Annotated in this window: 17 protein-coding genes; 9 read left to right on the top strand and 8 right to left on the bottom strand. The window is 49.2% G+C overall.

The features are described from left to right. Positions 1-31: 31 nt before the first annotated feature. The 4 genes from AC4QZR_RS07795 to AC4QZR_RS07780 all read right to left on the bottom strand — a co-directional run bounded on the left by AC4QZR_RS07795 (position 32) and on the right by AC4QZR_RS07780 (position 5,942). A complete protein-coding gene (locus AC4QZR_RS07795) occupies positions 32-2,440 on the bottom strand; it encodes a heavy metal translocating P-type ATPase (RefSeq protein WP_494480403.1) in 2,409 nt (802 codons plus the stop codon). Between the two features lie 316 nt (positions 2,441-2,756). Continuing rightward, complete coding sequence (locus AC4QZR_RS07790; protein WP_253406566.1) at positions 2,757-3,461, bottom strand: Crp/Fnr family transcriptional regulator; 705 nt, start codon at positions 3,459-3,461, stop codon at positions 2,757-2,759. 170 nt (positions 3,462-3,631) lie between these two features. Then, a complete protein-coding gene (locus AC4QZR_RS07785; RefSeq protein ID WP_494480402.1) occupies positions 3,632-4,165 on the bottom strand; it encodes a plastocyanin/azurin family copper-binding protein in 534 nt (177 codons plus the stop codon). 37 nt (positions 4,166-4,202) lie between these two features. Next, positions 4,203-5,942, bottom strand: coding sequence for a L,D-transpeptidase family protein (locus AC4QZR_RS07780; RefSeq protein WP_494480401.1), 1,740 nt, complete (start codon positions 5,940-5,942; stop codon positions 4,203-4,205). Positions 5,943-6,273: 331 nt separating this feature from the next. Between AC4QZR_RS07780 and AC4QZR_RS07775 the strand changes: the two genes are divergently transcribed. Beyond that, a complete protein-coding gene (locus AC4QZR_RS07775) occupies positions 6,274-8,172 on the top strand; it encodes a M1 family metallopeptidase (protein WP_494480400.1) in 1,899 nt (632 codons plus the stop codon). A gap of 143 nt (positions 8,173-8,315) precedes the next feature. Here AC4QZR_RS07775 and AC4QZR_RS07770 read toward each other — a convergent pair whose 3' ends face one another. Then, the gene (locus AC4QZR_RS07770; protein WP_494480399.1) at positions 8,316-8,822 is read right to left on the bottom strand and encodes a YciE/YciF ferroxidase family protein; all 507 of its coding nucleotides are present in this window, start codon (positions 8,820-8,822) and stop codon (positions 8,316-8,318) included. Positions 8,823-9,171: 349 nt separating this feature from the next. Between AC4QZR_RS07770 and AC4QZR_RS07765 the strand changes: the two genes are divergently transcribed. Further along, positions 9,172-10,068 (top strand): cyanophycinase, encoded by an 897-nt coding sequence (locus AC4QZR_RS07765; RefSeq protein ID WP_494480398.1) that lies wholly within the window; start codon positions 9,172-9,174, stop codon positions 10,066-10,068. Here the strand turns inward: AC4QZR_RS07765 and AC4QZR_RS07760 are convergent. Beyond that, positions 10,065-10,991: an isoaspartyl peptidase/L-asparaginase family protein gene (locus AC4QZR_RS07760; RefSeq protein ID WP_494480397.1), complete on the bottom strand. Its 927-nt coding sequence runs from the start codon at positions 10,989-10,991 to the stop codon at positions 10,065-10,067. The genes AC4QZR_RS07765 and AC4QZR_RS07760 overlap by 4 nt on opposite strands. A gap of 169 nt (positions 10,992-11,160) precedes the next feature. Here AC4QZR_RS07760 and AC4QZR_RS07755 point away from each other — a divergent pair, with 169 nt between their 5' ends. Together AC4QZR_RS07755 and AC4QZR_RS07750 are read left to right on the top strand one after the other, a co-directional pair. Then, positions 11,161-11,538 carry a DUF3127 domain-containing protein gene (locus AC4QZR_RS07755; protein ID WP_116544811.1) on the top strand — a complete coding sequence of 126 codons (378 nt, stop codon included), beginning with the start codon at positions 11,161-11,163 and terminating at the stop codon, positions 11,536-11,538. Between the two features lie 154 nt (positions 11,539-11,692). Continuing rightward, complete coding sequence (locus tag AC4QZR_RS07750; protein WP_494480396.1) at positions 11,693-12,313, top strand: RNA-binding domain-containing protein; 621 nt, start codon at positions 11,693-11,695, stop codon at positions 12,311-12,313. 743 nt (positions 12,314-13,056) lie between these two features. Here the strand turns inward: AC4QZR_RS07750 and AC4QZR_RS07745 are convergent. Further along, the gene (locus tag AC4QZR_RS07745) at positions 13,057-13,527 is read right to left on the bottom strand and encodes a toxin-antitoxin system YwqK family antitoxin (RefSeq protein ID WP_494480395.1); all 471 of its coding nucleotides are present in this window, start codon (positions 13,525-13,527) and stop codon (positions 13,057-13,059) included. Between the two features lie 268 nt (positions 13,528-13,795). Here AC4QZR_RS07745 and AC4QZR_RS07740 point away from each other — a divergent pair, with 268 nt between their 5' ends. Beyond that, positions 13,796-15,211, top strand: a complete 1,416-nt coding sequence (locus AC4QZR_RS07740) for a PhoH family protein (RefSeq protein WP_494480394.1) — start codon at positions 13,796-13,798, stop codon at positions 15,209-15,211. 37 nt (positions 15,212-15,248) lie between these two features. Here AC4QZR_RS07740 and AC4QZR_RS07735 read toward each other — a convergent pair whose 3' ends face one another. After that, positions 15,249-15,830: an SRPBCC family protein gene (locus AC4QZR_RS07735; protein WP_494480393.1), complete on the bottom strand. Its 582-nt coding sequence runs from the start codon at positions 15,828-15,830 to the stop codon at positions 15,249-15,251. 197 nt (positions 15,831-16,027) lie between these two features. On the opposite strand from AC4QZR_RS07735, the gene AC4QZR_RS07730 reads away from it, so the two are divergent. From AC4QZR_RS07730 to AC4QZR_RS07715, 4 genes are all read left to right on the top strand, one after another. Then, positions 16,028-16,477, top strand: a complete 450-nt coding sequence (locus AC4QZR_RS07730; protein ID WP_494480392.1) for a YkvA family protein — start codon at positions 16,028-16,030, stop codon at positions 16,475-16,477. Between the two features lie 207 nt (positions 16,478-16,684). Continuing rightward, the gene (locus AC4QZR_RS07725; protein WP_494480391.1) at positions 16,685-19,012 is read left to right on the top strand and encodes a S46 family peptidase; all 2,328 of its coding nucleotides are present in this window, start codon (positions 16,685-16,687) and stop codon (positions 19,010-19,012) included. Positions 19,013-19,158: 146 nt separating this feature from the next. Further along, a complete protein-coding gene (locus AC4QZR_RS07720; protein ID WP_494480390.1) occupies positions 19,159-19,431 on the top strand; it encodes a tyrosine-type recombinase/integrase in 273 nt (90 codons plus the stop codon). Between the two features lie 98 nt (positions 19,432-19,529). Further along, the gene (locus AC4QZR_RS07715; RefSeq protein ID WP_494480389.1) at positions 19,530-19,976 is read left to right on the top strand and encodes a hypothetical protein; all 447 of its coding nucleotides are present in this window, start codon (positions 19,530-19,532) and stop codon (positions 19,974-19,976) included. The last annotated feature ends 144 nt before the right edge of the window (positions 19,977-20,120 follow it).

The raw sequence follows: 20,120 nt of genomic DNA, 5'->3' as shown, positions 1-20,120 counted from the left end.
TCATTCGCTCAACCACTAACTCACTCAATTATTAAAGTCCAGCTTTCTTAGCAGCATACCTGACAGAGAGTGTTGCGAAAGTCATCACACTAAGCGTACTGATCGGCATCAGGATAGCTGAAACAATAGGTGTGAACAGCCCCATCACAGCCATGGTGAGGCCCACCACGTTGTAAACCAGCGACACTGCGAAAGTCAGCAGGATCAGCGACATGGTCTTTTTAGAGAAGTTAAGGAAAGTGCTCAGTTTATCGAATGACTCTGCATCCAGAATAGCGTCGCAGGACGGTGAGAAGTTGGTGACGCTGTTGCTCAGGGCTATACCTGCATCACTCTGCTTCAGGGCGCCAGCATCGTTCAGGCCATCCCCCACCATCAGTACCTGGTGCTGGCCCTGCTCTTTCAATTTCTGGATGTACTCCAGTTTCTGAACAGGCGACTGGTTGAAGTTTAGTTCGGCTTCGTTGCCCAGCAATTCACGCAGTCTTGCCTCCTCGTGGTCGTTGTCACCCGAGAGCACCGCAATTTTCTTGTCTTTCAGATCACCCAGCACTTTGTTCAGACCATCACGGTACACATTAAAGAAGGTATAATAACCCAGCACCACGCCGTCTATAGACACATAAACAGTTGTTTTGAGCGTGTCGTTTTGCTTATCGGCAGGTACGCCCAGGTATGCGGCAGATCCTACGCGCACCAGCATACCATTTACTTCGCCTACCAGTCCTTTGCCAGTATATTCCTGAAAGCCTGTAACCGGAGCCGTGCTGCCCTTCATGGCCTCGCTGATGCGCTGGCTGAGCGGGTGCGTGGAGTGGCGTAGTACTGAAAGTATAGCTTGTGATTGATCTTGAGAAAGGGCTTTACCTGTGTATGTTACCTCAGCTTCGCTTGGTTCTGTCAGTGTACCGGTTTTGTCAAACACCACGGTATCGATTTTGGCCAGCCTTTCTACTACGCCCGTGTTTTTGAGATAGAATTTGTTACGTCCGAACACACGCATGGTATGGCCGTGCACAAAAGGCGTGGCCAGCGATAAGGCACATGGACAGGCGATGATCAGCACGGAGGTAAAGGCCTTCATGGCGATGTCCATGTCGCGTGGCACCCAGTAAATGAGCGCTCCGGCTGCCACCAGCAGGGTCACAATGATGAAGTATTTGCCCGCAATGTTGGAGTAGGTATGGAGATACTGCGCTTCGTTTTTGGAGAATACAGTGTCGTTCCAGAGTTGCGTCAGGTAGCCTTGCGACACCTCTTTTACGACTTCCAGCTCGATGCTTTCACCTACCTGGCGGCCACCGGCATAGATCACCTCGCCTACCACTTTCTCTACCGGCTCCGACTCACCCGACACAAAGCTGTAGTCGATCATAGCGCGGCCGTGCAGCAGGATGGCATCGGCAGGTATAAGTTCCTGATTTCTAATCCGGATACGGTCTCCTACCTGAAGGTTTCGTACAGCTGTAGACGATTCTTCGCCGTCCTCTTTCAGCACCGTAATCGATACCGGGAAATAAGAGGTATAGTCCCGGTCAAATGCGAGCGTGTCGTAGGTGCGCTGCTGAAAGTATTTACCGATCAGCATAAAGAACACCAGCCCTGTGAACGAATCCAGGTAGCCTGGACCGCGACCGGTAAGGATATCAAACAGGGACACAAAGAAGAGCGCCAGCAGACCGGTGGAGATGGGCAGGTCGATATTGACCATGCGCTGCCTGATGCCTTCCCACGCCGACGTAAAGAAACCACGGGCGCTGTAGAAAAACACAGGTATAGACAGGATGATGCTTAGGTACCCGAAGAAGGAGCCGAAGTTATTTTGCAGGCCCTTTGTAAAGTCCAGGTAATCAGGGAAGGCCAGCAGCATCACGTTTCCGAAGGCGAAACCAGCTATACCTAATTTATAGATAAGGGCGCGGCTTTTCTTGGTGGTTTTCTTGCCGTCGGTGTCGGCGAGTGTGATGGCAGGCTCGTACCCGATGCGGGTCAGCAGCTCTACTACTTCACGCAAAGAGGTCCTTTCGTGAAGGTATGTGAGGGCCACTTCCTTGCGCATGAAGTTGACTGTTGTTTCGGCTATACCTGGATTCAGCTTAAACAGGTTCTCCAACAGCCAGATACAGGAACTGCAGTGCATCTGAGGTATGTAAAACGTCAGTTTGCAGATCTTGTCACTGCGGAAGTTGATCAACTGGGCCTCCACACCCGGATCGTCCAGATAAGCAAAGCGGGCTTCTGAAACATGTTTATTTCCGGTCAGGCCAGGGCTTTCTTCCAGGTTATAGTAAGTACAGAGGTTGTTTTCTTCGAGAAGTTCATAAACGGCTTTACACCCATCGCAGCAGAAAGCTTTTTCGTGCGCTACAATGGGCTCGTCACCACAGGAATCCCCGCAGTGGTAGCAGTTCTGAATATTGGTTTGGAGTGCGGCTTCCATCACAATTATCCTTTATTAATGTCTGTGACAAAGGTAATTGGATCGTAAAGCCTAAAAGATGATGTATGTCACTTTCTGAACTGATATACCTCAGTGCATAGCCCGGCCGGATGCCCGACATTTGTAACATCAAGAATGACAATAAAAGGCTGGCGCAGGAATGCTGAAAGCCTTTCAAGATAATGTTTTGTGATTAAAGTTTAGTGTTTAGTATAAGGTGATTTTAGCTTAGAGGAGAGACTGAGCTACAATAACGGCAGGCGTTCTACGGCTGCCGTTTTTTATTGTCTATACCTTATACCTTTCAGCAAACTGCCTAGTCGTACATGTGGCTGATCTTGTACAGTTTTTCGTGATCCAAAATGGTAATAGAGCTGCCTTTGGCGGTGATGAGTCCCTCTTCTTTGAATTCAGAAAGAAGTCGGATGGTAGTTTCTTTGGCGGTACCGACAATGGAGGCCAGGTCTTCGCGGGAAATGGAAATGGTGAACTGATCGCCTTCTCCGCGCTCCTGGTAAGTTTTCTGAAGGAGCAGCAGGGCTTCTGCCAGCCTTTCGCGCACCGGCTTGTAAGCCATCTGCACCATGCGTTCTTCCGCCTCTCCCAAGGCATTAGAGATCAGTTTCATCAGGCCGCCTGCAAATTCCACATTCTGACTGATCAGCTCCAGGAACTGCGAACGGGGTATAAAACAGATCACGGCATCTTCGAGAGCAACTGCCGATGCAGAATAATTTGAGTCAGCCATCAGGGCACGGTATCCGATCAGGTCGCCCGGTTTGGCCAGGCGCACGATCTGTTCTTTGCCGTCGCTGCCGAGTTTGGCAATTTTGATTTTGCCGGTGTTAATGCAGTAAAGGCCTGACGGCTTGCCTCCCTCATGAAAGATCAGTTGCCCTTTCTTATAAGCGAAACACGATTTCGTTTCAGAAAGGTGCGACAACTCAGATGCTCTGCAGCAGCTCAGCAGGGAGCTCGCTCGGCTCGAACAGTTCAGACAGTCAGGGTTGGTGAATTTCATAAGCTATCAGGATATTGCAAAAGTATGCAATCCCGCTAATATCGTCTGCCTTCTAACATGTTTTTTTTGCAATTCGTTCTCGGGTTATACCTGGTAAGTATTTAAAAATCAAAAAGAAAGCCCTTGCACATATGCAGGGGCTTTCCTATAAGTCATCCGAATCAGGGAGGTTACTCCTTGATAATCAGCTTTCCTTTCATCAACGGTGTTTCGCTTGGGTAGGTGTTCACATACTCAAATACTCCGGATGTGTCAGGTACTGCAAACTCCATCTTTACCATCTGGCCGGGCAATGCGAGCGGCGATGCTGCCAAAAGCAGCGAGCTGTCGGGCAGGTAATTGCCAGATGCACCGGCCTTGCTGCCATTCTGAGCGACCTGCGCCGAGTAGCCTTCTTTCGTAAACACGATGTTATAGATCATCTTGGGATCCTTTCCTTCGTTTGTGAAAGTCAGCTTCACGAGCGTACCGGCCTTCACCTCAATGGTATCTTGGTCAAAGGTCATGCTTTCCAGTGCATCGCCCCCGGTGGCCCGAATATCTATTTCTGCTATCTCCTGCAGCGTGGTATCCTGCTCCCCTGTCTGTAGTGTCAGGGCTTCTTCTGTTATAGTCCCCGGCTTGTCAACCGGCCTCTGCTCCCCGCCACAGGAGGCAAGCAGCAAGAGTCCGAAAAGCAGCCCTGTTATTCCTAACTGTCTCATGGGTCATATGTTAAGAGTCGATGCTTACAGCTTCTGGTTAGCTGAAAAGCTCCTGCTCCAGCCGCTTGTCGTGGCCGTAGATATCATCCCGAAAGTGTACGTTTCCATCTTCATCTACCCAACTGGTGAAGTATACCAGGTATACCTGAATTTTTTTCGGTAGCGTGATCCACTCCTCTTCGCCTCCATTGATGGTCTCCTGTATGCGGCTTTCGTTCCACTCAGGCATGTCTTTCAACACATATTGAGCTAAGTCCATGGGCCGTTCCAGTCTGACGCAGCCATGGCTGAAACCGCGCTGTGTCTGGCTGAATAAGGCGCCGGAAGGTGTGTCGTGCAGGTATACAGCGTGCTCGTTCGGAAACAGGAACTTCATAGTGCCGAGCGAGTTTTTAGGGCCCGGACGCTGGCGTACCATATAAGGGAAATTCTTTTCAGTCACAGATGACCAGTCGATGGAAGACGGATCAATCTGCTTCGGCTCACGCTCCTTGGTCACCACTTCCATATTCTGCCTGTCCAGGTAGCCGGGTTCGCGCAGTATACCTGGCGCAATCTCTTTTTCCACAATGCTGTTGGGCACGTTCCAGTAAGGGGCCAGCACCACATATTCCATTCTGTCGCTGAAGATTGGAGTCGAATGCATGGTTTTGCCCACGATCACGTTCATCTCCATGGTCTTTTTGTAAGCGCGCTCTGCTTCGGGGCTGTTATTCGGGTCTTCGTAGACATAGAGCTTATACTCGGGTATGTTCACCCAGATATACTTCTGGTCCAGGCTCTTCGGCACCAGACGCTTGGGAATCCAACGCCAGCGTTCCATGTTCATCATAATCTGCTGGATACGGTCTTCTACCGGCACATTCATTGTGCGCAGCGTGTTGCCACCCACTTTGCCGTCAGGCACAATGCCGTGCAGTTCCTGGAATGCTTTTACCTGCGCCTCCAGCTTGTCGTCATACTTGCGCATGGCCGGGTCATTAGCGTTGATCTGTGTTCCTGGGTTAAGGCGTTGACGTAGCGTTACAACGGCAGCCGCGGTATCCCCTTTTGTCAGCATCTTTTTGTTACCCAGTTCTACTTTGGCCCAGCCTCCTTTTTCTTCCAGTTCGCGGTATTTTTGCAGGGCATCGCGCAGGTTGGTATAGCCTTTGTGCAGTGCTTCAAACTCATAGTACGGATAGGTGCTTTCACGCTCCTTCAAAATGGTTTGCAACGCTTTGTGCAGTTTTATTTTGTTATTGCGCACGCCCCATTGCACCTGTTTCACATTGCGTGGGTCGATGCGGCCTTTGTAAAAGTCAGAGGCATAATTAAAGTACGTGGCGGTCAGGGCTATGTCGATCTGCTGCTGCAGTGCCAGCCTGGTGGAGTCCTTACGACCCAACTCGTTGTACTGGCTGATCATCTCGTCGATGGCAACTACTTTATACTCCTTGGGGTCCAGGCCTTCCTGTGCTGCATTGTTGAGGGTAGTCAGCAGTTTCTCTGATTCAGGCACCAGATCAGAGCCCTTGAACCAGCCTAGACGATATTCGCGGTCACCATAAAACTGGTAGATCAGGTCCTCGTGTTCTTTAAATTGCTTGTGCTGCCCAATGTAGTCTTTGATGTAGAGGCTATCGGTTTCGGTGGCGGCCACGGTGTTGAGGCCAAGCATTTCTTTTACGCCGCCTTCTTCTTTTTTATCGCCACTTTTATTGCAGGAGGCCAAGGTGAACAGACAAAGGACGACCAGGCCGATTGGTTTAAATTTCTGTAGGATGAAAGGGTTCATGGTTGTTGGTTTAATGGCTTAGGCGAGAGGCCGGTTAGACGCGAATAATAAATATTCGCTTAAAATTGTGCTATTTCTCTGCTTTGGTGCCTTTTCACTTCGATTTTGCTTTGTTTACTTTAAACAGGTATAAAATGTTCTATATATGCAAGCAAAGCATACCTGCTGCATTGGTACGAAACTTGAGCTGTAGTGGCTTCGAACCTGTAACTAATACAAATACTTCTGTAACATAGTACGCACCCTGTGCGCGTGCCGATGCATTTAGACGACGGTACTTTACAGTTCATGGCAAAAAATGTATCTTACCACCCCATAACCAAAGTATACAATGACTCCATACCGTAAATTTTTACTCGGACTGGGTTTGGCCGGTAGCCTGCAGTTAGGCGCCTGCTCCACCCAAACCACTACTAACGATGAAACTATGACAGCAGAACAGCTAGGCATGGCACAGGCACCTGCCGACGTACACAGCTTTGCCAGGCCTGCCGAGGCCGTTGCGCGCCACCTGGACCTGGACATTGCCGTTGACTTCGGGCAGAAGGTGATCTCCGGAAAAGCCTCTTACCAGATCGAGAACGTGGCGAAAGGCAACGAAATTATTTTCGATACACGCGGCCTTGAAATTGAGCAGGTATACCTGGGCAAAGAGCAGACCCCTACCACGTTTAAACTTGGCGATGAAAAAGAATTCCTCGGTCGGCCGCTGATTATTGCGATACAGCCTGAAACGGATTACGTGACCATCCAGTACCGCACCACCGCCAACGCGGATGCACTGCAATGGCTCAATCCGCAGCAGACGGCCGGTAAGAAGTACCCTTTCCTGTTCACGCAGTCACAGGCGATCCTGGCCCGCACCTGGATTCCGATACAGGACAGCCCGGGTATACGCATTACCTACAGCGCCAAAGTACAGGTACCAAAAGAGCTAATGGCCGTGATGAGCGCCGAAAATCCGCAGCAGAAAAACAACACGGGCGGCTATACCTTCGAAATGCGCCAGGCGATTCCCTCATACCTGATGGCCCTTTCCGTAGGTGACATGGCATTCAAGCCGATCGGGCAGCAGACGGGTATTTACGCCGAGCCGGCCACGATTGATGCCGCCGTGTACGAGTTTGCCGAGATGGACAAGATGCTGGTGGCCGCCGAAAAACTCTATGGCAAGTACCGTTGGGATCGCTACGATTTGCTGGTACTCCCTCCTTCCTTCCCTTTCGGAGGTATGGAAAACCCGCGCCTGACCTTCGTGACGCCTACTGTGCTGGCCAAAGACCGCTCACTCACCAGCCTGATCGCGCACGAGCTGGCGCACAGTTGGAGCGGCAACCTGGTGACCAACGGCACCTGGGACGATTTCTGGTTGAACGAAGGCTTTACGGTATACTTCGAGCGCCGCATCATGGAAGAGATCTACGGAAAAGACTATGCCGACATGCTGAACGTGCTAGGCTACCAGGATCTGCAAAATACCCTGGAAGAACTGGGCCCGAAAAGTGATGATACCCGCCTCAAGCTGGATCTGGAAGGCCGCGATCCGGACGAAGGTCTGACGGACATCGCCTACGAGAAAGGCAACTTCTTCTTACAGAACATGGAGCATGTTGTGGGCCGTGAGCGCTTCGACCAGTTCCTGAACAAGTACTTCCAAACATTCGCTTTCCAGAGTACGAACACAAACCTTTTCCTCGATTTCCTGCGCAAAGAGCTGATACAGGGCGATGCGAAAGTAGCGGAGCAGATCAACATCGAAGGGTGGGTTTATACGCCAGGGCTTCCGGAAGACCATGTGAAGCCAACCTCCAAACGATTCGCACAAGTGGAGGAGTCTTTCAAAGCCTGGCAGAGCGGCAAACCAGCCAGCCAGCTACAGACCAAAGACTGGTCGAGCCACGAATGGCTGCACTTCATCCGCATGCTGCCTGAGCAGATGAGCCAGCAGCAGATGGCAGACCTGGACAAGGCCTTTGGCTTCACTAACTCGGGCAACTCCGAGGTACTGGCTGCCTGGTTCATCCATACCATCCGCAACAACTACACGGCCGCGGACCAGGCGCTCGACAACTTCCTGACCAACGTGGGACGCCGCAAATTCCTGGTGCCGATCTACAAAGCACTTGCTGCAACTCCGGAAGGCAAGAAAAAAGCGCAGGAGATCTACAGCAGAGCGAAATCTAATTACCATGCCGTAGCCACCAACACACTGGATACTATGCTCAAATAGGTATAGCCAGCCAAGAAAAAAGCCCTGCAGCAATGCGGGGCTTTTTTGATAATGACAGGTATAAACAAAAAAATCTGTCTCCTTCTGGCCAGCTTGGTTAGCATGGGGAAAGGACAGATTTTTTTCGGTATGTCTTTAGAGGATTATTTGGTTCCTCTTCCGTGTTCAGCTTTTACGTTGATCTTGCTTTCAGCCAGATCGGTTAATTTCAGGTCTGTGGCTTTTTCTTCTTCCAGTGTCATGAGCAACAGTTTCAAAATCTCCTTATGGCCTAGCTGCTTGGCATAGGTGCAAAGGGTGCCGTAGCCGGCTATTTCGTAGTGCTCTACACGCTGGGCCGAAGCAATCAGGGCGGCGTCCATCACATCAGAGTCAGCGTTTTCAGACATCATGTCCTGCGCTTCCTTGATGATGCCTTCCATTGCTTTGCACTTTTCTCCGGAGGCCTTCATGCCCAGTAAATCGAAGACTTGCTCAAGCCGCTCTATTTGTGTCTCTGTTTCGCTGAGGTGCATCTCAAAAGCCTTCTTCAACTGAGTGGAGGAAGCCTCCTTCATCATTTTTGGAAGTGCCTTCGTAATCTGCTTTTCAGCGTTGTAGATATCCTTTAGTTCGTGGATGAATAAGTCGTTCAGGTTGTTTAGTTTCATAGCTTGGAAAGGTTTAGCGTCGTAAAAAATAATAAGCCTAAGCTTGTGAGATTACTATACGGGAGGATATGGCGGAGGTTTAAAAATATGATTTTTATTAGACAAAATATATATAGTAAGAATACAGAGTAGTCGAATATGTATTATTTATGATATTTTTATTTTGAACGTGCTATCCGTTTATTACGGTGCAATTCACTGGAACACGTTAAAATGGACTTAAAACGTAATTAAGGCGCACTTCCCGTAACGATTTTTGAAAATATAGGTAATCTTATGGGGGATGATGCCAGCGTAAAACATCATACCTTTAAAGTAAGCATACAATTAGCATATAATAGAAGCACCCGTGGATAGACCAAAAGGAAAGCTCATAGCCATTGGCGGAAATGAAGACAAAGGCTCATACCCGAACCCAAAACACAAAAAAAAATACTACCTCGATTTTTTTGAATTGGGTATACTCAAGCGCTTTCTAAGTGAGATCCCTTCCTCCAAGCCTGCCATCGAAGTAATAACGACAGCCTCGCTCATACCGGAAGAAGTGGGCGAGCGATATGAAAGTGCTTTCGGTATTTTAGGCTGTGAGAACGCGAACATGATGCACATCCGGGAAGAGGAAGATGCCCTGAAACCAGAGTACCTGGAGCGCATCCGCAAAGCCGATGGGGTGATGTTCAGCGGTGGCGACCAGTCCCGGCTGACCCGCATTTTTGGTGACACGGAGTTTCTGCAAATCGTGCGGGACAGGTACTGGCACGAGGATTTTGTAGTGGCCGGAACCAGCGCGGGGGCCATGGCCATGTCAGAGATCATGATCAAGAGCGGCAGCTCCACGGAATCATTGCTGAAGGGTTCTGTCAAGATGGGCCAGGGATTTGGCCTGATCAGCGGCGTTATCATCGACTCCCACTTTGTGATCAGGGGTCGTTTCGGTCGGCTGATGGAAGCTGTGGCGACGCACCCTAAAACCGTCGGTATAGGTCTGGGCGAAGATACCGGTGTGCTGATCACGGACGGGCACATGATCGAAACTATTGGCTCTAACCTGGTGGTGATCGTGGACGGGCACAGTGTGAGTTACACGAATATCAACAATATTGAACCCGGTCGCCCGGTGGCCATTGCCGGCATGATGATGCATGTGCTGGCCAAGGGGAATGTGTTCAACATCAATTTACGGTCTTTTTACAAGGACATGGCCGACGTGGAGAAAAATGAACTCGCCTCAGAGTCGCGCAGCTAGTCTTTATAGATCGACACCCTGCCCTCCTGGCCCCCGCTTCGGTGAGCCCGGTACATTCCCTCGGAATTAAAAGGCAGGGCCTGATTTCCTTTGCTATCAACAGCGATCAGGCCGCCCTCCCCTCCAAATTTCACGAGTTTGTCCATCACTACTTCGTCGCAGGCCTCCTGCAAGGTATAGCCTTTGTATTCGATCAGGCACGATATATCATAGGCTACTACTGCCCGGATAAAGAACTCCCCATGCCCGGTGCAGGAGATGGCGCAGGTTTTATTGTTCGCATAGGTACCGGAGCCAATTATAGGGCTATCGCCGATGCGGTTGTAGTTCTTGTTAGTCATGCCGCCTGTGGAGGTTGCTGCTGCCAGGTCGCCATTTGCATCGCGGGCGACGGCGCCCACTGTGCCGAATTTCCGTTCCTTGCTGTGATCGAGTATAAAGAGGTCTGTATCCCGCACCTCACGCCATTGCTGGTAGCGGTGCGTATCATAAAAATATTCTTCAGGAGCAAAATCGATTTTGTACTTGCGGGCGAACTCCTCAGCCCCATACCCACTCAGAAACACATGGTCAGAGTGTTCCATAATGGCACGGGTAAGGCGCACCGGGTTGCGTATGCTTCGTACGCCTGCCACTGCGCCAGCTTCCATCGTTTTGCCACACATGATGGCCGCGTCCATTTCATGTTTGCCTTCTTTCGTGAACACCGAGCCACGTCCGGCATTAAATAAAGGGGAATCTTCGAGTAGCACGACGGCAATTTCCACGGCATCCAGAGCTGAGCCTCCTTTTTCGAGCACCTGGTACCCCTGCTCAAGGGCGTGCGAGAGGGCCTGCTTATAAGCTTCTTCTAATTCGGGCGTCATGGATGCGGGTGTGATGGTACCGGCTCCTCCGTGTATGGCAATGGCTATGTTCTGCATAAGTAATAGGTGCGTTATAGTAGGCTCCTACGCCTATAGGGCCCTGCCTGTTTTATCGGGCTGCTTTTATGCCATAAATTTAAAAAAGCTACTATTTTTCCGTCCCGCCGAAACCAAAGATTTTGTATATTTGTCCTTAGATCAATCTATTCATTATAAAGTTTATTTTATGTCGTTTGATATTCAAGGAAAGCTGTACGAAGTGTTTGAGGAGCAGCAGGTAAGTGAAAAATTCAGAAAGCGTGAGTTTGTGCTGGAGATCCCGGACGGTTCGTTCACGCAGTACTGCAAGTTCCAACTGACGCAAGACAAGTGCAACCTGATCGACAACTACAAGCCGGGTGACGAGGTGAAAGTGACGTTTAACCTGACCGGTAAGCCTTTCACGAAGAACGGCCAGACCATGTATTTCACCAACCTACAGGCATGGCGTGTTGAGGGTGCAGCCGCCTCAGGTGGTTTTGGCGCTCCTGCTGGTGCTCCTGCTCAGGAATCAGCGGCTCCTTCTTTCTACAGCAGCGATGCAGACAACGATCTGCCATTCTAATACATATTGCGTATAAACAGAGCGAGCCCCGACAGGCTCGCTTTTTTTATGCATTTCCGACACAGTGTTTCGCGTAATTTATAAAACAAAACCTGCTGTCAGCGATTGTTACTGTATAACCAGGTATAGTCTGTATACCTGAACCCTTCTGACTATGGACGATTTACAACGCCTGATCTGGCAGGGCGAAAATGAGCGGGTAGATTTTAAGCAGCGTGTCACGCAGCCTGACAAAATAGCCCGCACTTTGGTTTCCTTTGCTAACACGCAGGGTGGCGCCATCCTGATCGGGGTGAAAGACGACGGGAAGGTTGTAGGCGTGGACCCGGAGGAAGAGAAGCATACCCTGGAGCTAGCCGCCAACTTTTACTGCGATCCTCCCCTGGCGCTCCACTATGAAGAGGTGGAATTGGACGGCTATACCATCCTGAAAGTGTCTGTCCCCGAAAGCACCACCAAGCCACATTTTGCGAAAGTAAAGGAAGATGACTGGCGGGGTTACGTGCGGGTAAATGACACCAGTGTGCAGACCAGCAAGATGGTAGAGAAGTCTTTGCAGACCGAGGCTCCTACATTCGAACGCATCCCTCTCGACCGCCACGAACGCGCTGTGCTCGACTACCTGGCACTTAACCGGCGCGTCACACTGCGGCAGTATATGAAGATTGCGAATTTATCTGAAAGAAGGGCTTATAGAATGCTGGTGAAGCTGGTGATTCATGGGTATGTGCGGCTGCATGATAAGGAAAAGGAGGAGTATTATACTTTGAGTTAATGTGTAGCTTTAGCATATTTTTTTCTGTATGGCGCGAGCGTCTAGGCTCGTGTCTACTATAGTGGGGCCTCTGGCCCAGGTATAGGTGTAGCTGCTTTGTGGCATCTGCTGTTGCAGGTATAGCAACCTGCGTTGCTGTGTAGCTTGCCCTGGCCGGGCGGGCCTCACTTTTTTCCTTGATGAAAAAAGTAAGCAAAAAAATCAAGACGCTCCAAACTCGCTGAACGCTCGAACAGTGGAGCGCCAAATAGTGCACCTGGCACAAGCTGTAAATTAGTAGTTTCAGTGCAAGTTACTCTTGCTATACCTGCTAGTGGTGTGTGAAAGGAATTACAACGCCTATACCTGTTAATTGTTAGCTTCAGACTCCTTCCCCTGTTTTTAGGGGAAGGCTGGGATGGGGTGAAATTCCCCGCCTTAGACAAGGAGGGGTTAGGGGTGGTTGGACCCGGTATAGGCAATGCATTGCAGCAGCTAGAACAATTATACCTTTGAAGTAGTAACTGCACAAATTCCTCTCTTGAGAGGGGCAGGGGTGTGTTAAATTAGCAGGAGCCCGTGAAGGAAAAGCCACAATGCTATACCTGTAAAACACCCGTTTCAGAAAAGTCCCCCTTCGAAGGGGGCACGGGGATGACAAATGAACACAGAAATCCTGAGAATCTATAAGTCCTGTAAATCCTTGGGGAAGGGGCGCTATTTTTAGATTCAGACAATTTACAATACACATAACCCCACTCCCATCATTTCCTGCTCAATTCTAGCTTCATCTCGTTCCCCTTTTCATAATACTCTGTATGGGTTAGTTGGCCGGCGCGGTTGTATACCTGCCAGGTGCCGAACCAGTAGTAGTGGATTACGCGCTCAGTCTCAACTGTTCTGGCCATACCTTGCTTCTCCAGTTCGCCATTGTCGTGGAATAGCCTGATCAGGAACTCATTGGAGTTTGGTTTGTGGTACTCGATTTTCCGGATACTGCCATCGGGGTAGTAATAGCGCCACTTGCCCCGCTCCTGCCCGTGCTTGAATCGGCCATTGCGCAGCAGCGTGGTGTTATCTGACAGGTATAGCTTCCAGCGACCATGATGGCGCCCTTCTTTGTCGAAGCGATTGATCCTGAAGGGCCAGATACCATTTTTAGGCTTCGTCTGCGCTTGCAGGGCTATTGGCAGCGCAAGAAACAGCAGCAAAAAGAAGGTAGAAGTGGTTTTCATTTGCTCAATCCGATTATTAAAACCGCTAAAAGAAATTCAGAACTTGTACTTAATTCTTAAACAAAGATAGAATATTTTTTAATATAACTAATTATTTAGTTATACATGTTTTACTTGTAAAGAGTTATGAATCAGAAGACTAAAAAACAGAAAAATTCCTGACTGGTAACAGGGACTGTACGTATCAGGAAATCACTTCTTTTATAGATAGACTAAGCACTATGTATTTGCGTAAAAAGGGTATGTCTACCACTTTAGCCCTTCCCTTATGCCCAAACAGACGAAGACAATCCAGGACAAATCTGAAAAAATAACCCCTACAGCCGAAAAGGTAAAAGATCCGGCAAACGTTAAATCACCCGACTCTAAAGGCAAGAAGATCTTTGTGCTCGACACCTCGGTCATTCTTTACGACCACAGCGCGGTGCGGAATTTCCAGGAGCATGACGTGGCTATCCCGATCACGGTGCTGGAGGAGCTCGACAACTTCAAGAAAGGCAACGATATCAAGAACTTTGAAGCCCGTGAGTTCATTCGTTTCATCGATAAGCTTTCCTCAGAACACATGCTGCAGGAGTGGATTCCGCTCAATGGCAAGACCAAAGGCAAGTTTAAGGTGATGTTGAACGGCAGTTCCAAGCTGGATGCAACCAAAATTTTCGGGGATAAGAACGACCACCACATCTTGAACTCGGCATTGCAGATGCAGCAGGATTTTCCGAAAAGCAAAGTCGTGCTGGTGACCAAAGACATCAACCTGCGCCTCAAAGCCCGTGCTCTCAACCTGATCTCAGAAGATTATGAAACCGGCAAGATACAGGATGTGGCGGGTTTATATACCGGCAGCGACACGCTCGAGGAAATTGACCCGGGCGTTATAAACGACCTCTATGAAAACGGCAGTTCTGAAAGCGGCAAGGTGATCAAGGAAACACCACCCGACAATCACTTTTATGTACTCAAGAGTTTTAAGAACTCTATCCTCTCCTATTATAACCCGGCTGAAGACCAGTTTGAGCGGGTAGACAAGCAGACGGCATACGGTGTGAAGCCACGCAATGCTGAGCAGACATTCGCCATGCATGCCTTGTTAAATCCGCGCATCAAACTGGTGAGCATTCAGGGTGTGGCCGGTACGGGCAAGACCCTGCTGGCCCTGGCCAGTGCTCTGGAGCAGCGCCGCGACTACAAGCAGATCTACCTGGCGCGGCCTATCGTGCCGCTCAGCAACAAAGACATCGGCTACCTGCCCGGCGACATCAAATCGAAACTCAACCCTTATATGGAGCCGCTTTGGGATAACCTGAAGTACATTCAGAACCAGTATGCCGAGAGCAGCAAGGAGTACCAAAAATTAAAAGAATTGGTGGAGCTGGAGAAGCTGGTGATCACGCCGCTGGCGTACATCCGGGGACGCAGCCTTTCCAACATTTACTTTATTGTGGATGAAGCGCAAAACCTGACTCCACATGAGGTCAAGACCATTATCTCGCGGGCTGGAGAAAATACCAAGATTGTGTTTACAGGAGATATCTACCAGATCGATACGCCTTATCTGGATTCTCAGAGTAATGGCCTCTCCTACCTGATTGACCGGGCCCGCAACCACCCGCTCTATGCACACATTACACTCCTGAAGGGTGAACGCTCGGAGTTGGCCAATCTGGCAAACGATCTGCTCTAGCTATACCTGTTTGAAAGGAAAAAGGCCGCTGCTATACCTAGCTGCGGCCTTTTCTGTCTGCAATCTGTGCTTTACTGTCTTTTTTGGCGGCTGGATCTAACAGCGTTTTGAGCGTAAGCAGGCTTTGTTCGGTTTCTGCTTCAGCTTTGAGCTTCTGGAAGAATCCTTTATACTTGTTATACAGGTCGTCTGCTACCCGTGATTTCTGGAGCCATACCACGCGTGTTCCATCTTCCTGCGGCTCGAGGCTGAAGATACCGATAGTCTCAAAGTCCTCTCCTTTGGTAAGCTGTTTATAGTAAAGCTCGCTAGGCGGCGTGCTTTCCGTAAAGTGTACTTTTACCGTCCCTACCCGGTCACCGATCCATTCCTGGTGAGCTCCTTTGCCGGTGATCGGACCGCCGTAAAGACGGATCATGGTCGGGTCATAATTTTTATTCCAGGCGTTCCACTCTTCCCATTTGGTGGGGTTGTTCAGGTATGTGAAAACCTGTTCCGGCTTGGCATTGATCAAAATGGAGCGTCTGACCTCGTAGGAGTCAGGGAGCAGAAAGGAACCGAAAAAAACTGCGGCCGAAGCTACCAGCAACGACACCAGCATGATGAGGAACGCTTTCATAAAGGATGCGACATACCTGTAAGTGTATGGGATAATTTAATGCTAAAAGTACACCAATTTAAAGGAGAAAAAACAAGATAGACAAACAAGTAGGCAAGAATATTTTTCTCCTGATGGTAGTCTCTTTATATACATTGCCCCTGTTTATACCATTTAGCAGCATGATGCCGTATAAGGGCCAAACTAAAGACAAAAATATGATTCAGGATCTTATCAATAAAGGACTAAAACTATCGCAGCAATCTATTTTCAGGGGTTTACTGGGCAAAGCCGGGGTGCTGGTGTCCAAACCGGTGAAACTGGGCATGCTGCTGACCACGGCTTATGGCAAACTGGTGGATGTGGAGAGTGACAAGAGCGGCTTTGCGCAAGTGAAGGAAGTGATGCAAACATTCATTCGCCTAGTGAAAGCTTACATCAATGGCTCGTATCGTGAGGTTTCGAACAAGTCGCTGCTAGCCGGCGTGGCGGTACTGCTATACCTGGTCACTCCCCTCGACGTGATTCCCGACTTTATACCTGTCATCGGCTTCCTTGACGACATTAGCCTGATGGCCTGGTTCATTGACTCTTTTCAGAAAGAGATCACCAATTTTAAAACCTGGGAAAGCAACAAAGATTTTGAGCCGACGATTGGGACCCTCTAGAGGTACCTCGGTCGTGATTGAGATACCAGTTTTACTTGTCATTTCGAACGCAATGAGAAATCTGAATAATGAATAGCTGTACTTCTGATTTCTCATTGCATTCGAAATGACATAGTTGTTTCAACTCTCAAACTCCTAAACTCCTCACCTCCCAAACTCATAATTCTTGCGTATCTTGGGAGCTTAAAACCAACTCTTATAAAAACCATGATCAGTAAGCGCATTATAGCATTTTTTGCGGCAGCCTGTCTGAGCCTGGGTATAAGCACGGCCAAGCCTGATGAAGGTATGTGGCTGCCTATGCTCCTCAAGCAGCTCAACGAAGCAGAAATGCAGAAGAAGGGCATGAAGCTCTCAGCCGAAGACATTTACAGCATCAACCAGTCGAGCCTCAAAGACGCTATCGTGTCGTTTGGTGGTTTCTGTACTGGTGAAATGATCTCTTCTGAGGGACTTCTGCTGACTAACCACCATTGCGGCTACGGCCAGATCCAAAACCACAGTTCCGTTGAGAAAGACTACCTGACCGAAGGATTCTGGGCCATGAACCGCGAGCAGGAGCTTCCGAATCCTGGTCTGTTTGCCACTTTTATCGTGCGCATGGATGACGTGACGCAGCAGATTCTGGCAGGTATACCGGCTAACGTAACAGAGGCTGAACGCGAGAAAATGGTGCAGGCAAACATCGCTAAAGTACGCCAGCAGGCGATTGCCGGCACGCATTACGATGCCGTTATCCGTCCGTTCTTCTATGGCAACGAATACTACATGTATGTGACCGAAACTTTCCGTGATATCCGTCTGGTAGGAGCTCCCCCATCGTCGATCGGTAAGTTTGGTGGTGATACCGACAACTGGATGTGGCCGCGCCATACCGGTGACTTTGCCATGTTCCGCATCTACGCCGATGAGAACAACAATCCGGCAGAATACTCTCCGAACAACAAGCCCTACAAGCCGAAGCACCACTTGCCTATTTCACTGAGCGGTGTGCAGGAGAATGACTTCACGATGGTGTTCGGTTTCCCGGGCCGTACGAACGAGTACCTGACGTCTCATGCCATTCAAGAGATATACGAAACTTCCAACCCGCACAAGATCAAGATCCGTGACACAAAACTAGCTGTGCTCGACGAGGACATGAAAGCATCTGATGCCGTGCGTATACAGTATGCCGCCAAGCATGCCAGTGTAGCCAATGCCTGGAAAAAGTGGATCGGTGAGAGCCGTGGTTTGCGCAAAGCCAATACCATAGAACGTAAGCAGGAGCTCGAGAAGCAGTTTACTGCCTGGGCAAACGCCGATGCCAGCCGCAAGCAGACGTATGGCAACCTGATCGCTGAGTTTGAAAAGAACTATAAGCAACTGGAAGGTATTACGATCGCCCGCGACTATATTATGGAAGCCGCCTGGGGTGTGGAGCTCGTACGTTACGCCAACGACTTCATCAAGTTGAACGAACTGATCGAAGCAAAGGCTCCTCAGCAGGAAATTAATGCGCAGCTGGACCGTCTGGAGAATGGCGCAGCAGGTTATTTCAAAAACTACAACGCCCCTACTGACAAGAAGGTTTTTGCCGCCCTGCTGAGCATGTATTATGAAAACCTGGACCAGAAACTACAGCCTGCCGCTTTCGCGATGGTGCGTCAGAAATACAAGGGCGATTTCAGCAAATATGCCAATGAGGTATACAGCAAATCACTCTTCACTTCCGAAGCGGGTGTACGCAAAGTAATTGCCGACATCAGAGCTGGCAAAGCCAACCCATTCAAAAATGACCCGGGCTTCCAGTTGGCCAGCAGCATCAACGACTATTACCGCACCAACGTACTGCCTACTTACACTAAGGTAAATGACAACCTGAGCCTGTTGTACAGAACCTACGTAGCAGGCTTGCGCGCCATGCAGCAGGACCGCAAGTTCTATCCGGATGCAAACTCTACCCTGCGTGTGGCTTACGGAAAAGTGGAGCCTTATCAGCCGGTTGATGGGGTAAAATACATACACTACACCACGTTGGAAGGTGTGATGGAGAAAGCGGCCTCCGGGGTTGCTGAAGACTATACTATACCTGCCCGACTAAAGGAGCTGTATGACAAGAAAGATTATGGCCCTTACGGTGTGAATGGTCAGCTGCCTGTTTGTTTCATTGCTTCGAACCATACCACTGGTGGTAACTCCGGCTCACCGATAATCAATGCCAATGGTCAGCTGATCGGTACAAACTTCGACCGCAACTGGGAAGGCACTATGAGTGACCTGACTTACAATCCTGACCAGGTACGTAACATTTCGGTGGATGTGCGCTACATGCTGTTTATTGTAGACAAATTTGCCGGAGCCGGTCACCTGGTGAAAGAGATGACGCTTGTTAACGACAACACATCCGGTTTGCCCCAGGTAGATGCCCGTCGCAAAACGGAAGCACCTGCAGAAGCTGTGCAGCTTTCAAAGAAAGAGCAGCGCAAAGCTGAGAAAGCCGCTAAAAAAGCAGCCAAAAAGAAAGAAAAAGAAGCTGCTGAAGTAGTGAATTAAGCTCAAGCATTTTTAAATTAGAAAGCCCCGTCTGGTCATTCAGGCGGGGCTTTTTGTTTGGCTATACCTGAGCGAGTTGTTCACCACTGTGCTCTCGCAGAAGCTGCTCGAGAGTCTCAGCTTATTACAAGCAGTATAGGTCGAAAGTGTGGCTATTTGAGGGGCAGACGGGCGGGCAATACACGGTGGAGAGCCTGCGCAATGTGTTTCGGGCTGCCAAGGAGAAGGCCGGCGTGCGGACCAAGGCCACCCCGCATACGCTCAGGCACTCTTTTGCCACGCATTTGCTGGAGCAGGGCACCGACCTGAGGTATATCCAGACCCTGCTCGGGCACAGGAGCAGCAAAACGAACGAGATTTATACGCACGTAACCAGCTACGCCCTGGATAAAATTATAAGCACGCTAAATAATCTCTAAGAATAAACTATATTAGCTTAACCATATGCAGTGAGGTGGATATATTACATGAAAGCTCAAAAAAGTCAGCTGATTCAGGCAAAATCACCTTCGCATATATGGCAGATAAACGTCACTATGACGTTTATACAGTAGTTATGGTTAATAAAATGAAAAAAGAGTTTCCGTTCAACACTCAAAATTTCAATATAACTATCAGAAACAATCAATATGAGATAGATGTCACTAGTATCACATCTGAAAGTATAGGGAAATTAGTAGAGTGGCTTCCTAATGACATGGAACTTGAATTCTATGACTACCAAGGGCATGAATACCAAAGTGATAGAGATGGTTCATATATTGATGTTCAGAGATATGAAAATGGATATGCATTTAAAGGAGGAAATCATGGGCGCTCGTCAGGATGGAAAAGAATTTCAAAACCTCAATTAATGGAGTTCATAATGCATAATATAAAGCAAAAAGACGCTTTTATTCGTGTTTCTCCCATTGTGCGGAAAGTGGACGATTGGGATGAGTCCTACTTAAAAGATATAAAATAGTACAAAAAATTACTCCCCATAACAACTAAGGCTTCGTTGGGTACGGAGTGCCCACAATGAAGCCGTGGTTGCACGGAACCGGGCGACGCGTTATGGGTTTTAAGTCGGAAGAGGCTTGCCCCTGAACTACTTGTTGGGGCTATC

Source organism: Pontibacter sp. YIM B11418, assembly GCF_059278805.1.
The sequence above is the reverse complement of the archived record's forward strand: the minus strand, read 5'-3'. Positions and strand labels throughout refer to the sequence as shown.

Excerpts from the sequence above, each read along its gene's own strand:
- AC4QZR_RS07775 (WP_494480400.1), top strand. The coding sequence starts at position 6,274 with ATGACTCCATACCGTAAATTTTTACTCGGACTGGGTTTGGCCGGTAGC.
- AC4QZR_RS07780 (WP_494480401.1), bottom strand. The coding sequence starts at position 5,942 with ATGAACCCTTTCATCCTACAGAAATTTAAACCAATCGGCCTGGTCGTC.
- AC4QZR_RS07785 (WP_494480402.1), bottom strand. The coding sequence starts at position 4,165 with ATGAGACAGTTAGGAATAACAGGGCTGCTTTTCGGACTCTTGCTGCTT.
- AC4QZR_RS07745 (WP_494480395.1), bottom strand. The coding sequence starts at position 13,527 with ATGAAAACCACTTCTACCTTCTTTTTGCTGCTGTTTCTTGCGCTGCCA.
- AC4QZR_RS07725 (WP_494480391.1), top strand. The coding sequence starts at position 16,685 with ATGATCAGTAAGCGCATTATAGCATTTTTTGCGGCAGCCTGTCTGAGC.
- AC4QZR_RS07735 (WP_494480393.1), bottom strand. The coding sequence starts at position 15,830 with ATGAAAGCGTTCCTCATCATGCTGGTGTCGTTGCTGGTAGCTTCGGCC.
- AC4QZR_RS07795 (WP_494480403.1), bottom strand. The coding sequence starts at position 2,440 with ATGGAAGCCGCACTCCAAACCAATATTCAGAACTGCTACCACTGCGGG.
- AC4QZR_RS07760 (WP_494480397.1), bottom strand. The coding sequence starts at position 10,991 with ATGCAGAACATAGCCATTGCCATACACGGAGGAGCCGGTACCATCACA.
- AC4QZR_RS07790 (WP_253406566.1), bottom strand. The coding sequence starts at position 3,461 with ATGAAATTCACCAACCCTGACTGTCTGAACTGTTCGAGCCGAGCGAGC.
- AC4QZR_RS07715 (WP_494480389.1), top strand. The coding sequence starts at position 19,530 with ATGGCAGATAAACGTCACTATGACGTTTATACAGTAGTTATGGTTAAT.
- AC4QZR_RS07740 (WP_494480394.1), top strand. The coding sequence starts at position 13,796 with ATGCCCAAACAGACGAAGACAATCCAGGACAAATCTGAAAAAATAACC.
- AC4QZR_RS07755 (WP_116544811.1), top strand. The coding sequence starts at position 11,161 with ATGTCGTTTGATATTCAAGGAAAGCTGTACGAAGTGTTTGAGGAGCAG.
- AC4QZR_RS07770 (WP_494480399.1), bottom strand. The coding sequence starts at position 8,822 with ATGAAACTAAACAACCTGAACGACTTATTCATCCACGAACTAAAGGAT.
- AC4QZR_RS07750 (WP_494480396.1), top strand. The coding sequence starts at position 11,693 with ATGGACGATTTACAACGCCTGATCTGGCAGGGCGAAAATGAGCGGGTA.
- AC4QZR_RS07730 (WP_494480392.1), top strand. The coding sequence starts at position 16,028 with ATGATTCAGGATCTTATCAATAAAGGACTAAAACTATCGCAGCAATCT.